The 16,676-nt window shown below is 47.0% G+C and carries 17 protein-coding genes; 9 read left to right on the top strand and 8 right to left on the bottom strand.

The genetic code is table 11. The annotated features are described in order from the left end of the window. Nucleotides 1-174: 174 nt before the first annotated feature. Nucleotides 175-297, bottom strand: a complete 123-nt coding sequence (locus tag ABJ081_03975; GenBank protein MEP6355819.1) for a hypothetical protein — start codon at nucleotides 295-297, stop codon at nucleotides 175-177. A 361-nt stretch (nucleotides 298-658) separates the two neighbouring features. Here ABJ081_03975 and ABJ081_03970 point away from each other — a divergent pair, with 361 nt between their 5' ends. The 5 genes from ABJ081_03970 to rplS all read left to right on the top strand — a co-directional run bounded on the left by ABJ081_03970 (nucleotide 659) and on the right by rplS (nucleotide 4,432). Further along, complete coding sequence (locus tag ABJ081_03970; GenBank protein MEP6355818.1) at nucleotides 659-1,549, top strand: hypothetical protein; 891 nt, start codon at nucleotides 659-661, stop codon at nucleotides 1,547-1,549. Nucleotides 1,550-1,674: 125 nt separating this feature from the next. Further along, nucleotides 1,675-2,592 (top strand): glutaminase, encoded by a 918-nt coding sequence (locus tag ABJ081_03965; GenBank protein MEP6355817.1) that lies wholly within the window; start codon nucleotides 1,675-1,677, stop codon nucleotides 2,590-2,592. A 54-nt stretch (nucleotides 2,593-2,646) separates the two neighbouring features. Continuing rightward, a complete protein-coding gene (locus ABJ081_03960) occupies nucleotides 2,647-3,006 on the top strand; it encodes a hypothetical protein (protein MEP6355816.1) in 360 nt (119 codons plus the stop codon). A 106-nt stretch (nucleotides 3,007-3,112) separates the two neighbouring features. Continuing rightward, nucleotides 3,113-3,709 carry a copper chaperone PCu(A)C gene (locus tag ABJ081_03955; protein ID MEP6355815.1) on the top strand — a complete coding sequence of 199 codons (597 nt, stop codon included), beginning with the start codon at nucleotides 3,113-3,115 and terminating at the stop codon, nucleotides 3,707-3,709. A 195-nt stretch (nucleotides 3,710-3,904) separates the two neighbouring features. Then, complete coding sequence (rplS, locus tag ABJ081_03950) at nucleotides 3,905-4,432, top strand: 50S ribosomal protein L19 (protein MEP6355814.1); 528 nt, start codon at nucleotides 3,905-3,907, stop codon at nucleotides 4,430-4,432. Between the two features lie 87 nt (nucleotides 4,433-4,519). On the opposite strand, the gene ABJ081_03945 is transcribed toward rplS, so the two are convergent. Next, a complete protein-coding gene (locus ABJ081_03945; protein MEP6355813.1) occupies nucleotides 4,520-5,170 on the bottom strand; it encodes an outer membrane protein in 651 nt (216 codons plus the stop codon). 425 nt (nucleotides 5,171-5,595) lie between these two features. Between ABJ081_03945 and leuC the strand changes: the two genes are divergently transcribed. Next, nucleotides 5,596-6,996 carry a 3-isopropylmalate dehydratase large subunit gene (gene leuC / locus ABJ081_03940; protein ID MEP6355812.1) on the top strand — a complete coding sequence of 467 codons (1,401 nt, stop codon included), beginning with the start codon at nucleotides 5,596-5,598 and terminating at the stop codon, nucleotides 6,994-6,996. 115 nt (nucleotides 6,997-7,111) lie between these two features. Beyond that, on the top strand, nucleotides 7,112-8,041 hold the full coding sequence (locus ABJ081_03935) for a glutathione S-transferase family protein (protein MEP6355811.1): 930 nt from the start codon (nucleotides 7,112-7,114) through the stop codon (nucleotides 8,039-8,041). Here the strand turns inward: ABJ081_03935 and ABJ081_03930 are convergent. The 4 genes from ABJ081_03930 to ABJ081_03915 form a co-directional block, all read right to left on the bottom strand. Then, nucleotides 8,038-9,510, bottom strand: a complete 1,473-nt coding sequence (locus ABJ081_03930) for an MATE family efflux transporter (GenBank protein MEP6355810.1) — start codon at nucleotides 9,508-9,510, stop codon at nucleotides 8,038-8,040. The genes ABJ081_03935 and ABJ081_03930 overlap by 4 nt on opposite strands. Before the next feature lie 64 nt (nucleotides 9,511-9,574). Continuing rightward, complete coding sequence (gene cysQ, locus ABJ081_03925; protein MEP6355809.1) at nucleotides 9,575-10,375, bottom strand: 3'(2'),5'-bisphosphate nucleotidase CysQ; 801 nt, start codon at nucleotides 10,373-10,375, stop codon at nucleotides 9,575-9,577. A 29-nt stretch (nucleotides 10,376-10,404) separates the two neighbouring features. Beyond that, nucleotides 10,405-11,160 carry an SDR family NAD(P)-dependent oxidoreductase gene (locus ABJ081_03920; protein ID MEP6355808.1) on the bottom strand — a complete coding sequence of 252 codons (756 nt, stop codon included), beginning with the start codon at nucleotides 11,158-11,160 and terminating at the stop codon, nucleotides 10,405-10,407. Continuing rightward, entirely contained in the window at nucleotides 11,157-11,894 is a 738-nt protein-coding gene (locus ABJ081_03915; protein MEP6355807.1) for an SDR family NAD(P)-dependent oxidoreductase, read from the bottom strand. The genes ABJ081_03920 and ABJ081_03915 overlap by 4 nt, the downstream gene beginning before the upstream one ends. 183 nt (nucleotides 11,895-12,077) lie before the next feature. On the opposite strand from ABJ081_03915, the gene ABJ081_03910 reads away from it, so the two are divergent. Together ABJ081_03910 and ABJ081_03905 are read left to right on the top strand one after the other, a co-directional pair. Then, nucleotides 12,078-12,218: a DUF1127 domain-containing protein gene (locus ABJ081_03910; GenBank protein MEP6355806.1), complete on the top strand. Its 141-nt coding sequence runs from the start codon at nucleotides 12,078-12,080 to the stop codon at nucleotides 12,216-12,218. 62 nt (nucleotides 12,219-12,280) lie between these two features. Then, the gene (locus tag ABJ081_03905) at nucleotides 12,281-12,421 is read left to right on the top strand and encodes a DUF1127 domain-containing protein (GenBank protein ID MEP6355805.1); all 141 of its coding nucleotides are present in this window, start codon (nucleotides 12,281-12,283) and stop codon (nucleotides 12,419-12,421) included. Between the two features lie 75 nt (nucleotides 12,422-12,496). On the opposite strand, the gene ABJ081_03900 is transcribed toward ABJ081_03905, so the two are convergent. Continuing rightward, entirely contained in the window at nucleotides 12,497-12,919 is a 423-nt protein-coding gene (locus tag ABJ081_03900) for a hypothetical protein (protein MEP6355804.1), read from the bottom strand. Between the two features lie 119 nt (nucleotides 12,920-13,038). Then, nucleotides 13,039-16,671 carry a hydantoinase B/oxoprolinase family protein gene (locus tag ABJ081_03895; protein MEP6355803.1) on the bottom strand — a complete coding sequence of 1,211 codons (3,633 nt, stop codon included), beginning with the start codon at nucleotides 16,669-16,671 and terminating at the stop codon, nucleotides 13,039-13,041. Nucleotides 16,672-16,676: the final 5 nt, after the last annotated feature.

Below are 16,676 nucleotides of genomic sequence, written 5' to 3'. Positions count from 1 at the left end.
ATAATATCTCATATTAATTACTTTTATATTATCCCCATATGAGGACAGAACCGTTTCAATTGGTTCTTGCTTAGTTGTGAATAGCGAAATTTTTGATGAAGAATGCAAAAAGCCGAGGCTAATACCTCGGCTTTTCTAATTCTTTTTGGCCTGTACTCGCCAGATTAAGTCTTTTTACATAACGCCAAGAACAACAGCTGCCACAAATGTGAATGCTGCAAAGGTTATTAAGGTACCAATTGAACGTGTCATAAGTGCCTCCTCAATGTTATTCGAAAGACCTTTTTCGAATTTCAAAAAGACCTCTACTCCTCATAGGGGCCTTCTCACTGAAATTAGTGTTATATAAAAGTAGCACCCTGTCTAATAAAAAAGATGCTGCACTGCATTAAATCTTGGGTATTGTTAATTACACTGTAAATAAATTTGAAAATATTGTATTGTTTTAAATATAAATATTTTATACATGCAAAAATATTGAGACTCGGTGTCTCATTATTTTGACTTTAATTAGATGTGGGCGCTTTGAGATTCATCAGCCTATTATTTTTGTAAATATTTCATCGAATTCAAAAACAATCATATGGCAATTAAAGATTAATCATATGGCGGTATTGGTAGGATAACTATGAAACGCGCATAGTGGGAGAGGCATTTAATGTCCCTTGCTCAAATATTTGATGATACAATTAGCAGTATGGAGAATGATAACTTACATTCTCTCATTGTTGGTCTGTGTCAACAGCGCAGCAGTCATGGAGCCTTAGAGAATTTTGACGAGCAAAAATTCCTCAAAATAACAAGTTTTTTGTTGGGGACGGCTGCTTATAATATACGTGCATCTATTGCCGGTGAAATTCGCGAAATTGAAGGCCTTCCAAGCGAGCTTTATCTTTATTTCGCTTGCGATGATGTGCCGATTGCGAGGTTGTTCATACAGCCAGAGTTCAGTCTGACAAGCGACGATATGCTTCATATAATCAAGAATACAACGGTGGAGCATCGTTTATTGCTGGTTGAGCGAGAAGATTTACCGCCGGAGGTTGTTCAGGAAATCATGCGCATGAATGAAGCAAATGTCATTCGTGTGATGAACAAAAATGAAACCACTGCTATTTTTTATGAATATGACGATAGTCTTGGCGATGATGGTAGCATGGGCTTGATGATTGAAGAGACTGAAGAAGCTAATGTGGAGAAAGAAAATCCACTTGATGTTATGACCATGATGTTTTGTGGGAAGAGTAGATTCGTTGATATCATTGAACTGCTCGCCAAAGCTGGGGAATTGCCAAAAGAAACGGTCAAAGATCTGTTTGGCAAGAAGGAAGTGGAGCCTATCAGTATCTTGTGTAAAGGGCTTGGGATGGGTGAGGAGGCTTTTTCAAGCTTGGCACAATTCCGTTGTCGCCGCCTTGGACAGCTTGAACGTTTGGCTGAAAATGCAGCGGAAGCCTATCCCCAGATTGATGATGAATATGCCAAATCAATGCTTATTGATTTAAAAGGGCAGGCTGCTCGCTTGGTAAAGGCAAGAGCTATTATTTAGAATATATTGTATTCAGATCAGAATATTTTTGAAAAGAGACAAATGGAATAATTCCATTGGCTCGATAATTTTAGGTCGTATTTACTGGAATATGATCTGGGGGAGTTCTAATGATTGATAATGCGATGAAAGCACTTGTTGAACAAGCGGTTGTTAGTGCGCGATCCTTATGTGGCAAAGGCAAGGTCGCTAATTATATTCCGGCGCTGGCTGAGGTTAATCCCGATAAATTGGGACTTGCTGTTGCGCTGGTTGATGGCTCGTCTCACACGGCTGGTGATGCTGATGAGGCATTTTCTATTCAGTCGATTTCAAAGGTATTTACCCTTTCCATGGCACTTGAGCAAATTGGCGATGGTTTGTGGGATTGTGTTGGTCGAGAGCCTTCGGGTTCGGCTTTTAATTCCATCATCCAGCTTGAGAGTGAGTGCGGAATACCGCGTAACCCGCTTATCAATGCTGGGGCGATTGCGGTGAGTGATCGTTTGATTGGTACAGCTAGTGTTGACGGCACTGTGGCGCGTCTTTTGGCATTTATGCGCGCGCGCGCGCAAAGTGATGATTTGTTGATTGATGAGCGTGTGGCATCGTCTGAACAAGAAACGGGCGAGCGCAACCGAAGTCTTGCTTATTTCATGTCAGCATTTGGTAACTTGACGCAACCGGTTGATGTCACTCTTTCGGTTTATTTCCAGCAATGTGCTTTGGCGATGTCATGTAGACAATTGGCGCGTGCAGGGTTGTTTTTGGCGAATGGCGGGGTTGACCCAGCGAGTGGTGAACGCGTTGTTTCCGAAGAAAGATGCCGCCGGATAAATTCAGTGATGCTGACATGTGGGCATTATGATAATTCAGGTGATTTTGCTTTTCGGGTTGGTCTGCCGGGTAAAAGTGGCGTTGGCGGCGGTATATTGGTGGTTGCACCGGGCAGAGGCGCGCTTGCCGCTTGGTCACCGGGATTGAATAAAGCGGGCACCTCTTATGCAGGGTCTGCCGCGCTTGAGCATTTTGCTTCTGAAGCTGGATGGTCGGTTTTTGATTGAATTTTAGATTGCTGTAATGCGTAATTGTCGCTAAATTAGGTTATGAATTTTCGCTTGACCCTTGCTGCTAGACGTTCGGTACTCGTGCTTTTTGTGCTGGCTAAGTTATTTATTACAGCGGGCATGGCGACCGCATCTCCGTTGTCGGGTGGATTAAGTGAAGCGGAGAAGGCAGCCTATATGCTGCCAGATGGCACTATACCGGTCATTTGCCTGACATTCACGGGTGAGGATGACGGCGGGTCGCATCTTATGTGCGATGGATGCTGTAGCTCTTGCAAAGGTATGCTTGGACGTTCAGGCGGGCATGGGGATATTGCTTATCTCACAAAGCTTGCTTTTTTAGGCCATGACAATATCACGCCTCAAGAAAATGACTTGGCCTCGCATGCTCGTGGCCCGCCGATCGCTTAAACGCCTTTATTCTTAAAATCTACCCTTTGAAACCTGCATGCAATAGTTTTGTGGGCGTTGCGTAGACCATTCCACATTTTGAAAACTCTAGTACTTAAGGTTCATCATGACTTTGAAAAAAACATATATTCCGATTTTATTGACCTCTCTTGCCTTGTCAGTGTCGTTTCCTGCGATCAGTTTTGGCGAAAGCAAAATACATGTAGAGAAACCAGTGCTTGACAGTCAGCATAAGCCTAAACATGGGGGCGAGCATGGCAGCCATGGTGAGCATGGCAGTCATGTTGTGAAAGCCAAACATTTAGAGATTTCGACTGCATGGACACGCGCGACCGTGAAAACGGCCAAAGTTGGTGGCGGTTACATCACTATTAAGAATACGGGCGATGAAGCTGATCGTCTGATTACTGGATCGTCTGATTTTGCAAATCATGTTCACTTGCATGAAATGACGCTTGTGGATGATGTAATGCGTATGCGCCCACTTGACGGTGGAATCGTAATTCCCGCAGGTGGAGAAATTGTTTTGAAGCCGGGAGCGCAGCACCTAATGTTTATGGGTTTACAGCGACCATTGGTGAAAGGTGAAAAAGTGACAGTTTCATTGAATTTTGAGAAAGCTGGAGATGTTTTAGTCCCTTTTAAAGTCAATAGTCTGGCCGCTAAAAGCGCCGATGAGCACAGCAATCACAGCGGTCATTGAACCGGATATCTTTTTATTTCAATATAGGAGAGAGATGGAATGAAAAAATCTGTCGACATTTGATAGACTCTCGCGTATGTAAGCGCAAAATTTCATCACTATACGAATGACGAATTCGCCCCGAGATGCAACAGGCTCGGCCCAAAATGGGATAAGGCGCTCTGGTGGTTCATTAAATTAAAAAGGCAAAATAAGATGAATATTCTTGAGCAGCTCGAAAAAGAGCAGATGGAAGCGATCGACACAAAACGCACTCTCCCTGATTTCAAAGCTGGTGATACAGTGCGCGTGAATGTACGCGTGATTGAAGGAACTCGCGAACGTATTCAGGGTTATGAAGGCGTTTGTATTGCTCGTCAGGGTGGTAGTGGCTTTAGCGGAAGCTTCACAGTTCGCAAGATTTCTTATGGTGAAGGTGTGGAGCGTGTGTTTCCCCTTTTCTCACCAATGATCGAAAGCCTTGAGGTTATTCGTCGTGGTAAGGTTCGTCGCTCAAAGCTTTATTATCTGCGTGACCGTCGCGGTAAATCTGCACGGATTGCAGAAGCAACTGATGTGCGTACACGCCGTATTCAAGATGGTGAACGCCAAGTTGCTCTTGATGCCAAAGCAGCCAAGGAAGCTGAAAAAGTGGCTGCTAAAGCCGCAGCCGAAGAAGCTAAAGCGGCTGAAGCTGCTGCTGCAGAAGCACCTGAGGCAGATGCGCCAACCGCAGAGGAATAGGTTAAACAGCCTAATCCACTTATATGTAATTAAAAAACCGCTGTATGAAAATACAGCGGTTTTTTCGTGGGAGGGTTTTTGTAAGTTTTAGAATTTATATTTCAAGTTGAATTTCACTGCATGGCCACTGAAATCAGTTTCTGCACCAGCGGCAAAATCTTGATCGTTGAGATCGATGTAATTATATTCGAGACCTGTGAGAATACTGTCCGTTAGGGCATATTCTGCGCCAGCACCGACAACAAAGCCGCTTTGTATATTTTCATCCGAACCAAAAGGTGTTGTTGTGTCTACTTGGCCGAACGCATAGCCGCCTTCGACATATGTTAGAACACGATCAATTGGAGTGAAACCTGCACGGGCTGTAACTGTCCCTAGGAAATCCAATTCAGAACTGAATCCAACATCATTGGCATCAAGGTCCGTGTAATTCAGGTCACCTTCAATACCTAATACAAATCTGTTGATTTGGTGATTGTACCCAATAACACCACCGCCAATAAAGGCTGTGTCTGCATCAGAGTCGGCACCAAAATTGTTGTCGAAATCACTATCAAGACCAAAGCCAAGGTTGATACCCACATAGGAACCGCTCCAGTCGTATTCTGAAGCTTGAATTGGGGCTGTTTCTAGAATAGGGGCAACGGTTTCTTCTGGCAGGTCGGCTGCCAGTGTGGCTGTTGCCAATAGTGTACTTGCCGCACTTGCTAATAGGGCAGATTTTAAAATTTGTTTCATCATCAACTCCTTATTGCTGCCTAAAACGTGTAAGGAACCGGAAATTATGGGAGGTTGGTTCCAACTAAAGCAGCGTCGATGAGCTATATTTGGTATTTGATTGAGGCTGGTTCTGGTTTGAAATGCGGTTTTTTCGCGATTTATAGAGTGTTTTCAATCACATATTCGAGATATTTTGTAAAAAGGTGTGATCGCTATGGGTATGTTTTTATAAATTACAATTGGTCTTTCAGCGGAAAGGCTTAAAGCCGTGATACAGACAAACAGAATGATAAACTGGTCTATGGCGTGCTTTTTATTCTTCACTGTCTTGACCTTGGCCACTATGGTGAAGGATAAGGACATCAAATATATCCATTCATATAAATGCTGGTAAAGCGCGATATCTTTACGCGGATTGAAAGCGAAGGAACAAAGGTCACACGATGGCAGCTAGAACACTCTATGATAAAATTTGGGATGACCACTTGGTGCATCAGGCTGAAGATGGCACAGGTCTTCTTTATATTGACCGTCATCTCGTGCATGAAGTGACCAGCCCGCAGGCTTTTGAAGGCCTGCGATTGACAGGGCGCACAGTCCATGCACCGGAAAAAACTTTGGCCGTGGTCGATCATAACGTACCAACAACAGACCGCTCTTTGCCAAATCCTGACCCTCAGTCTACCATTCAGATTGAGGCATTGGCCAAGAATGCGGCTGATTTTAACGTCGAATATTATTCCGAGCATGATACTCGCCAAGGCGTGGTTCACATTATCGGGCCTGAACAAGGGTTCACCTTGCCAGGCATGACGATTGTTTGTGGTGACAGCCATACTTCGACCCACGGTGCTTTTGGGGCTCTGGCGCATGGTATAGGCACGTCAGAGGTGGAGCACGTGCTAGCCACTCAGACATTGATCCAGAAAAAAGCCAAAAACATGAAGGTCGAAGTGACGGGCACATTGCCTGAAAGCGTGACGGCCAAAGACATTATCTTGGCCATTATCGGTGAGATTGGTACTGCTGGCGGTACTGGCTATGTGATTGAATATTGCGGTGAGGCCATTGAGGCGCTTTCTATGGAAGGCCGTATGACGATTTGTAATATGTCTATTGAAGGCGGCGCGCGCGCGGGCCTGATTGCGCCAGATCAAAAAACTTTTGATTATGTAAATGGCCGCCCGAAAGCACCAACCGGAAAATCCTGGGATATGGCGCTTGAATACTGGAAAAGTTTGAAAACTGACGAGGGTGCGCATTTTGACAAGGTGGTGACCTTGGACGCCGCTAATTTGCCGCCGATCGTCTCTTGGGGGTCATCGCCTGAAGATGTTGTTTCTATCACTGGTGTTGTGCCTAATCCTGATGATATTGATGAAGAAACAAAGCGTATCTCAAAACAGCGCGCTCTTGATTATATGGGCCTTAAAGCTGGCACTAAAATGACAGACATTGAGCTTGACCGTGTGTTTATTGGTTCATGTACGAATGGCCGTATAGAAGACCTTCGGGCAGCGGCTAGCATAGTGGAAGGCAAAAAAGTTGCTGACCGTGTGGAGGCCATGGTTGTGCCAGGGTCAGGACTTGTGAAGGCGCAGGCTGAGGCTGAAGGTCTGGATAAGGTTTTTGTTGAAGCTGGTTTTGAATGGCGTGAGCCAGGGTGTTCCATGTGTTTGGCCATGAATCCTGATAAGCTGAAACCTGAAGAGCGCTGCGCTTCCACCTCAAACCGTAACTTTGAAGGCCGTCAGGGTTTCAAAGGGCGCACGCACCTTGTGTCACCAGCGATGGCGGCAGCAGCGGCGGTTGCGGGGCATTTTGTTGATATTCGCGAGAGCTAAAGCTCTTTATCAATTTTAAGATCATTAAACGGCGGTTGAATAAATCGCCGTTTTTTATTGATCAGGCCCACCCAATGTGGTTCTCATATTGGACCTGACTTGAGGTTTTGAAGTTATGCCCGATTATATCTTCCATCATTATCCACCATCTCCTGTTGCCGAAAAAATACGTAAGGCTTTTGGTATCAAAGGGCTGAAATGGCATGGGGTTGAGGAAAACCGATTGCCGCCGCGTCCTGAACTTTTTGCGATGAGCGGTGGATACCGACGTATTCCCGTTTTGCAAATCGGGGCGGATATTTATTGCGATACGCAGTGCATTATAGGTGAGCTAGAGGCGCGTGAGCCAGAGCCGACATTGTTTCCAATTGGTATTGGGGGCATGCCTTACGCGTTGTCGCGTTGGAGCGATGATGAACTATTCACACATGCATTCAAAGCGGTACTCGCGCCAGTTGCCGGTGATTTGCCAGCAGAATTTGTAGCAGATCGAGCGCGGCTTTATCTTGGCGCTAACAACGATATGGCGAAAGAGGCCGCTGACATGCCACACACATTGTCGCAACTTCGCGCCATGATGGGTTGGGTGGATGCGCGGTTTCAATCGGGTGATCGCTTTATTTTAGGTGATCAACCAGCCATGCCAGATCTTTTGGTGTGGTATATCGTCTGGTTTTTGCGAGAACGGTACGGCGATGCAGCTGCGTTTTTTGAAGAATTTGAAGCGCTTAATCAGTGGGCAGATCGTATGAGCGCAGTTGGATATGGCGAGCAAAAGTCGATGAGCTGCACTGAGGCGTTAGCCATAGCAAAATCGGCAGAGCCGCAAGCACCTTCCTTTGGCGATGCGCGCGACCCACAGGGCTTAACAGTGGGAATGAATGTGACAATTGAACCGTTGACCGAGAGTGGGGAGACGCCGATTACAGGGCGACTTCATGCGGTTGGGCGTGATGTGGTTGCACTTTACATGAAAAATGATGCCTGTGGCGCGACCGCTGTTCACTTCCCGCGTGTCGGCTATCGGGTGAGGGTTGTTGTTTAGGCGAACTTTGGCTTCATGTCTTGTACCTCACTATGCACGCAAATTCCGGCGCATTTGCCAGAGGAAAATTCTGGTATATTCGGCACGACTATTGATGGGTCGAGTTCTTTTTGTACTTGGTCCTGTGAAGCAGCTATTGCGTTGATGACGCGGTAGCAGAGAAAGACACCTGCTACGCCAAATACTACATAGCCAATGCCTTGACCCAATATTGCGCCTTTCGCACCGTAATAGTGAGCGCCTGCCCAGACAAAAGGAATAGTGCCTATGGTTGCTTTGCCCCAATTTAAGACCGTGGAATAGGTTGCATAACCAAGATTGTTGAAGGTGGCATTCGCAACAAATAATGCGCCATTAAACAAGAACGTCACGATCACTATATTTATGAAGAAGATCACCAGTTCTGTTGCTTCGGGGTCAAGGTGAAATGCTGTGATGATGTAGCCTTTGGTGATGAATAAAAACAGCCAAATGATAGCCGTATAGGCGACGGTCACCACAAGGGAATCGATCACAGTTTGACGGACACGATCATATTGGACGGCGCCATAGTTTTGACCAATGATCGGGCCAATTGCACCCGATAAGGCAAAAATCAACCCGAAGGCAAGCGGGATCAGGCGGCCGATAAAGGCCCAGCCGGAAACAGCACCGTCGCCGAATTGGGCAATTGAAGATGTGACATAGGCATTGGCAACTGGTGTCGAGATATTAGCTAAAATGGCTGGGACTGCGATGATCATACAAGGATGGACGTCTTTGATGATTATGCGCAGTGGCGGAAAGGCAAGCATATCGTGGATTTTGATCACGCTATAAAGTGCTATTCCGATGCTGCCAAGCCGTGAAAGTGCGGTAGAAATGGCCGCACCTGTGACGCCCAAATCAAAGCCAAAAATCAACAGTGGGTCGAGAAATGCTGTAAAAACACCAGTCCCTAAGGTGGCATACATGGCGCGTTTGGCGTCACCGGCAGCGCGAAGAATGCCGGCCAGAACAAGACTAATGCCAAGAATTGGAACGGATGGTACGACGATTTGCAGAAACCCTTTGGCAATTTGAAGTGTTTCGCCCTCTGCCCCTACTAGCGCGATCGCGCTTTCGATAAAGGGAAAAAACATCGCTGAAATGAGCGCCATGGATGTGAACATAATGATGACCGATGAGCCAGCCAAAAGCCGTGCTTTGGCGCGGTCTCCCCGACCGATAGCGCGTGAAACGATTGCTGTTGTCGCAATCATGATGCCGATGGCGATGGAGGTTAGGAAAAACAAGATGGTACCCGCGTAACCAACGGCGGCGGCGAGTTGTTTCATGCCAAGCATGGAGATGTAGAAGAGATTTAAAAAATCGACTAAAAAGACCGACATTAAACCGACTGACGCTGTGGATGTCATAATCAGCACATGACGCATGGTTGATCCGGTACAGAACTTTGGCGCTATATCAGCTGATTGCGATGTCTTCATGATTATATCTCTTAATTTAATCGAAAACTTGTCAGGTTATATGATGTTTTCGGCTAATGTGTAATCATATTTCTCGTTCGATAAAATTGCCACGGGCTATAAAAGATGGGTTTGCAAAATCTGCATCATGAGACTGATTGCGTTTTCCGTATACAAAAGGTGTCCCATCTTCATTGATGACGCTGCCACCAGCCGCTGATAGGATAGCATGACCTGCGGCTGTGTCCCATTCCATTGTCCGGCCAAAGCGGGGATAAATATCAGCTTCGCCTGCTGCCAAAAGGCAGAACTTTAAGGATGAACCGATTGATACAGTGTCTTTTACATTGGAGTTGGTAAGAAATGTGTCGGTTTTTTCATTGCGGTGAGAACGGCTGGCAACAGCCACGATGTTATCAGGATCAGCTTTGCGTACACCTATTGGTGTCGAGGTGCCCTCAATAAGCTCAAAGGCTTTGTCTGCCACAACACCCCCAAAAGTCCGCTTTAGAGCGGGTGCATGGACAACGCCTATAACAGGTATGCCTGCGCTGATCAGCGCTATATTGACCGTAAAGGCTCCGTTGCGGCTGGTGAACTCCCGCGTGCCATCGAGAGGGTCCACAAGCACGAAATGATCGCCAATATCAGGTATATTGCCGGCTGCAGCTTCTTCTTCGGCAACAATGGGAAGCTTAGGAAAGGCTGCGCGTAATCCTTTGAGGATAATCGCCTCAGCCTCAATGTCTGCTTTTGTAACAGGGGATTGATCACCTTTGGTCTCTATCTCGAAATCCGTTTGATAGATTTTCATAATTCGTTCGCCTGCTTTTAGAGCAAGTTCAAGAGCGGTATGGATGAATGCTTGGTGATCAATTTGTTTCATGAGTTTTGTTCTTGTTATGTGGTTTTATTTTAGTAGACCGAACCATCCAATTTTTCATAGATAATTTTTCTCATTGCGCTATTGAGTGCGCTTGGCATGAGTTTACCTGCTATGGCGAAAAGACGGTTTGTTGCGCCGGGAATCAGTTCTTTTTTACCTTTATCAACCGCTTCCCATATTAAGTCGGCAGCCTCTTTTGCATCCATACGGGTTTCGCTCTTGGCTCCTATGGGGGCGTGGCGTTCGGCCTGCGCTGTTTGCATGGGGCCGGGATAAACAACCAAAACATTAATACCTTCACGGCGTAAGGCTTTGCGTAAGCTTTGTGCGTAATTTGCGATCGTTGCTTTTGATGCGGCATAGGAGGCCGCACCGGGGTAACCCACTTGTACAGAAAGGGATGCGATAAAGATAAAGGTACTTCCCCGCTCTAACGCTCCTTGTTGCAGCAGCTGTTGGGTCATTAATAAAGGCGCAGTGACATTGATGTCGATGAGGCGTTGATGGGCTTTGGCTGGAATATCTTCAAAGCGCCCGCTCGCACTCACTGCAGCATTATGGAAGGCCGCCTTATAGGGTGCCTGTGCGCTGATCGTAGCACTTAGTCCTACCAAAGTCTTCAGGTCGCTGAGATCAGCATCGATTTGGAGAAGGTTTTCGGGGTGTGTTTTTTCTAGCGAGGTCCAATCATGGTCGATGCCTGTGACGCTGTGTCCGCGCTTGATTGCTATGTTTGTTAGCGCCGCGCCCAGACCGCTTGCTGCCCCTGTGATTAAGACACTCATGCTGATTGCCCCTCAAACTTTCTCTTTATGGCGTGAAAGAGAAGCGATGACATGGGGTAGTTACGGGTGCGTTTGCCGCTTTTTAATGAGGCATAAATGCCTTTGGCCACTTCTTGGGGTGTCATAAACAAAGAGATCATGGGCGGGTTATCAAACCCAGCTTTAGCATGGAAATGAGTGCGCGTGGGGCCAGGGTGGACTTCTTGTACGCTAACACGTCCACTCCATTCAGTGGCAAGATTGCGGGCTAGGTCAGCCATACCTGTTTTGGTTGCTGTATAGACTGCGAATTGTGGTGTTGCACGGCCTTTAACTGTTGAGCCAACAAAGCAAACACTTCCTTTTGACCGTTCAAGTAAGGGGAATAACAGCTGTGAAAGAGCAAGCGGGCTTTTCAAGTTGGCTTCAATCATGGATTCAATATTATCGGGCTTTTGTGCATCTATATCTCCCACGTAGCCCATGCCTGCATTATGTATTAGATGATCTAGGCTTTCCCAGCCAATCGCGCGTATGTGTGCGGCAATCTGAGCAGGGCTTTCTGCTTTGGAAAGATCCGCTTGATGATAGTAACAGCCTTCAGGAAAGGTAGCTGTTGCCTTTGCACGGCGACCTATAACAAGAATTTTGGCTCCAGCTTTTGCCAGTATCTTTGCCAACTCAAGGCCTATGCCATCAGTGCCGCCAGTGAGGCAAATATGTTTATTGGCGAAAGGATGTACTAAGGGAGGCAAGAGTGATTTCGTCCTTGTTTTCCAATGGTTTCTATTCTGATATATGAACATATGATTAACAGTAGCTGCGCGTTTTGCATAGCAGCTATACGCTAATAGCTCTGGTATGAAATAGGTTTTGATATTATCTCATCATCACAACCTAAGGTCAGGCTTTTCTGACCTCTTTTTGGAGTATAGACAATGGATATTTTTGGAAACATCCGTCAATGGAATAGCAAGCGTAAGACTCAAAAAGCTTTGAATAAATTACCAGACGCACTTTTGAGTGACATTGGTTATATGCGTGATGGCAAAAAACTTCAGCGCGGCACTAATAAATAATCATATTGAACTGGCGACGTTTTAATTCAAAGCTCCGCCTGTCTATTGGAAGGTAGAAACTCATGCTTTTTTTCAAAGAACTACGACGTTGGCGTGAAAACAATCGCTCAATTTCTCAGCTCAACGGTATGTCATCTCGTGAGCTACGTGATATGGGTGTTTCACGCAGTGAGATCCCTGATCGGGTTCGTGGCTCAAAGTAAGCCATAAGATATTTTGTAATAATCAAAAACCGCCGCTCCCTATGGGACGGCGGTTTTTTGTTCGTGAAGTAGAATTTAATTTTGGCGGCATTTCACTTTCACTTTTCGCCCACCACTGTAGTACCAGCAACGCTTAAGTGATGCAGCGCCACCAGCGGCACCGGCTGCCGCGCCTGCGCCTGCTCCAATGGCGGCGCCTCTGCCACCTCCGGCTATTCCACCAATAGTGGCGCCAACGGCCGCTCCCACTCCACCACCAATAAGGGCGCGTTTTTTACGACTGCCCTTTTTTACGCCATGCGGGCAGTGATCTTTATATTTGTGCCCATCAGGGTGGTAAAATTTACAGCGCTTGGAATGAATGCGCACGATAGTACTGTTATCGTGATTACCAATAGATTTGAGGTTGGCATTGCCGCCTAATGGACCTGCAAGCGCGACCTGACTGGTCATCAAAATAGCTAATGCCGCAACATTTGTTGCGATTTTTTTTAACACAACTGGCTCCTTCTTATATGTGCGTAGAAACGCTCTGAATTCTGTTCACCAAGTATTATGGTGTACCTGTGAATAGAAGCTGAATGGTTCAGAATAATTATATCACGAGTGCTGGAGAATTACGATATACCAAATGCACCGCCTGTTGGTGTACATAAAATAACCGCGTCACCTGCTTCAACTTGTGATTGATCGCAGCCCTGAAACTCTTCAATCACGCCGTCTTTTCGTCTTATCGTCGTGGAACCACATTCACCTACCCCGCCACCTTCAAGCCCGTGGGGTGGGATTTTGCGATGTGAGGATACAATCGAGCATTCCATGCTTTGAAGAAAGCGCAAGACCCGTTTTATACCGTCACCGCCATTAAAGGCGCCCTTGCCGCCTGACCCCTTGCGGATTGAAAATTCTTCCAACACAAGGGGAAAGCGATGTTCCAGTATTTCTGGATCAGTGAGGCGGGTGTTGGTCATATGAGTGTGGACGGCATCACAGCCCTTATAGCCGCGGCCATCATTATATTTTCCAGCTGGTGCGCCAGAACAGATGGTTTCATAGTTTTGATAGGTCGCATTGCCGTAGCTCAAATTATTCATGCTGCCTTGTGAGGCGGCCATGGTGCCTAGCGCGCCAAACAGGCAATTGGTCACATGTTGGCTTGTCTCGGTATTGCCCGCAACCACGGCCGCTGGATATTGCGGCTTTAACATGCTCCCTTCAGGGATGATGATATTGATTGGTTTCAAGCAACCGGCATTCATCGGGATGTCCGATTCACACATGACACGAAAGACATAAAGCACGGCAGCTCGAGTCACTGGTTCTGGCGCATTGAAATTGTTTTTCTGCATTTTTGATGTGCCGGTGAAATCAACCGTTGCTTCGCGCTTCTTGCGATCAACCGTGATTTTGACCTTGATGATAGTGCCTTGATCCGTGGGGTAATCGAAGGTGCTGTCAGCGAGCGCATCAATGAAGCGGCGCACGCTTTCTTCGGCGTTATCCTGCACATGATCCATATAGGCTTCGACCACGGGCAGGGAGAAATGATTGATCGTTTTTTGTAGCTCTGCGACGCCTTTTTTATTGGCTGCAATTTGTGCTTTCAAATCGGCGATATTTTGTTCGACATTGCGTGCTGGATAGGGGTGATTAAGCAGTGCATCACGCAGGCGCTGTTCTTGAAAAACATGGTCCTCGACCACATGCAGGTTATCAAGCAAAACACCTTCTTCATTGATGTCTGTGGCACGCGGTGTGAAGGAGCCAGGAGCTAGGCCGCCGATATCGGCATGGTGACCACGGGAAGCAACATAAAATTGAATTTCATTTTCGCCCTCATCAAAGACTGGCGTTACTACAGTGATATCTGGTAGATGCGTGCCGCCGTTATATGGGGCATTGATGGCAAAGACATCGCCGGGTTTCATGCAGGTTTTATTTAGGTCGATGATGGCTTCAACCGAGCGATCCATTGACCCCAGATGTACCGGCATATGAGGGGCATTGGCAACCAGTGCACCGTCTCGATTAAAGACAGCACAGGAGAAATCAAGTCGCTCTTTTATGTTGACGGAATAGGCTGTATTTTGAAGGGTGACGCCCATCTGTTCAGCAATCGACATGAAAAGATTATTGAACACTTCAAGCATCACTGGATCTGCCTTTGTACCAATGGCATGGGTGCGGCTTTTGGCTACAGTGCGGGTCATGATGATATGATCGCGGGCGGTTAATTTTGCCTGCCAGCCTGCTTCTATAACAATGGTTTGATGGGGCTCTATCAAGAGGGCAGGGCCAGCGAGAAGTTGGCCCGGCTTGAGATTTTCACGATGGAAAATATTCGCCTCATGCCATGCGCCGTTTGAGAAAAATTTTGTGAGCTTGCAAGGCGGTGCATCCATGCTCAGTGTTGCCTCAGGTTCATTTATTTCCCCGCCGCCGCCCAGAGCCTCAACATCAAGGGCTTCCATGACAATTGGCTTGTCTTTGATGGTAAAGCCGAACTGTTTTTGATGTGCTTTGTGAAAAGCTTCGCACATTGATTCATATGGTGATAGTGGAATAAGAAGAGTGGTGTCCGAGCCATCAAAGCGTAGATGGCATGTAGAAATTATTGTTATTTCTGAATCGCTTACCCCTTGTTCTTGAAGCTCATGTTTTGATTCAGATTCAAGTTGTTTGCGCAAGCTTGTGATTTCATGAAGTGCAGATTCAAGTGGCTTTACGACAGATTGTTGACGGCTTACACGAACATCGGCAAGGCCCATGCCATAGGCTGACAATATACCAGAAAAGGGGTGAATGAGGACGGTTTCCATGCCCAGACTATCGGCCACCAAACAGGCATGTTGCCCGCCTGCGCCACCAAAACAAGTGAGAGCATAGTCGGTTACATCATAGCCGCGTTCGACTGAAATTTTCTTAATTGCATTGGCCATATTGTCAACCGCGATGGCTAAAAAACCATCGGCTACATCGAAGGCACTGCGCCCATCTGCGACCTTATCTGTAAGGGCATTAAAAGCATTGGCGACAGCTTCTTTATCAAGCGGTTCATTTTGGTTTACTCCGAAAACGGCGGGGAAGTTTTCTGGCGCGAGTTTGCCGACCATGACATTAGCATCAGTGACAGCGAGAGGCCCACCACGGCGGTAGCATTTTGGGCCTGGATTTGCGCCAGCAGAATCAGGCCCAACAGAAAAGCGGGCGCCATCAAAATGGAGAATGGAGCCGCCGCCTGCAGCCACTGTGTGAATGCGCATCATGGGCGCACGCATACGCACACCAGCAACCTCGGTTTCAAAGGTGCGCTCCAATTCGCCGTCATAATGAGAAACATCAGTGGAGGTGCCGCCCATGTCAAAGCCGATTATTTTTTCATGTCCCATGAGGGCTGAGGTTTTGACCGCACCGACTACGCCACCAGCAGGACCGGAAAGGATTGCATCTTTTCCCTGAAACAAATCAGCGGCTGTTAGCCCGCCTGATGACATCATGAAAGAGAGCTTTGTGTGGCTAGTATTATCAATACCGAGTTCGGTTGTTACCTGTTCAACATAGCGTCTTAAAATAGGGGAGAGATAAGCATCAACCACGGTGGTGTCGCCGCGCCCGATAAGCTTCATTAAAGGTGAAATTTCATGGCTGATAGAGATTTGGCTAAAGCCGATTTTGTGTGCGATTTTGCCGATGATTTTTTCGTGCGCGGGATAGGCCCATGCGTGCATGCAGACAATGGCGATAGAGCGATATCCCGCGTCATAGACTGCTTGCAAATCACGACGCACGAGGGCCTCGTCAGGAGCGGCCTCAACGGTGCCATCGGCGAGCACGCGCTCATCGACTTCGATCACGCGATTGTAAAGTTGTTCGGGAAGAATAATTTCTTTGGCGAAAATATCAGGCCGCGCCTGATAGCCGATTTTCAGCATATCGGCAAAGCCTTTGGTGATGACGAGTGCGGTGTTGTCGCCTTTGCGTTCCAGCAGTGCGTTGGTTGCAACGGTGGTGCCCATTTTTACATGGCCGATGAGGCCTGCGGGAATTGGCGTGTTCTTTGCCACGCCTAGAATATCCCGAATACCTTGAACGGCGGCGTCTTTGTAAGCCTCGGGATTTTCTGACAGCAGCTTGTGAGGGTGAAGGCTGCCATTTGGCGCGCGGCCCACAATATCCGTAAATGTGCCACCGCGATCTATCCAGAAATCCCAAGTGGTGATTTGGTTGTTATTTTCCGCATCGAATGACATTTACG

The organism is Hyphomicrobiales bacterium, from assembly GCA_039989895.1.
Taxonomy (GTDB): domain Bacteria; phylum Pseudomonadota; class Alphaproteobacteria; order Rhizobiales; family JACESI01; genus JACESI01.
Note: the sequence above shows the minus strand (reverse complement) of the source record. Positions and strands in the feature narration are given on the sequence as shown.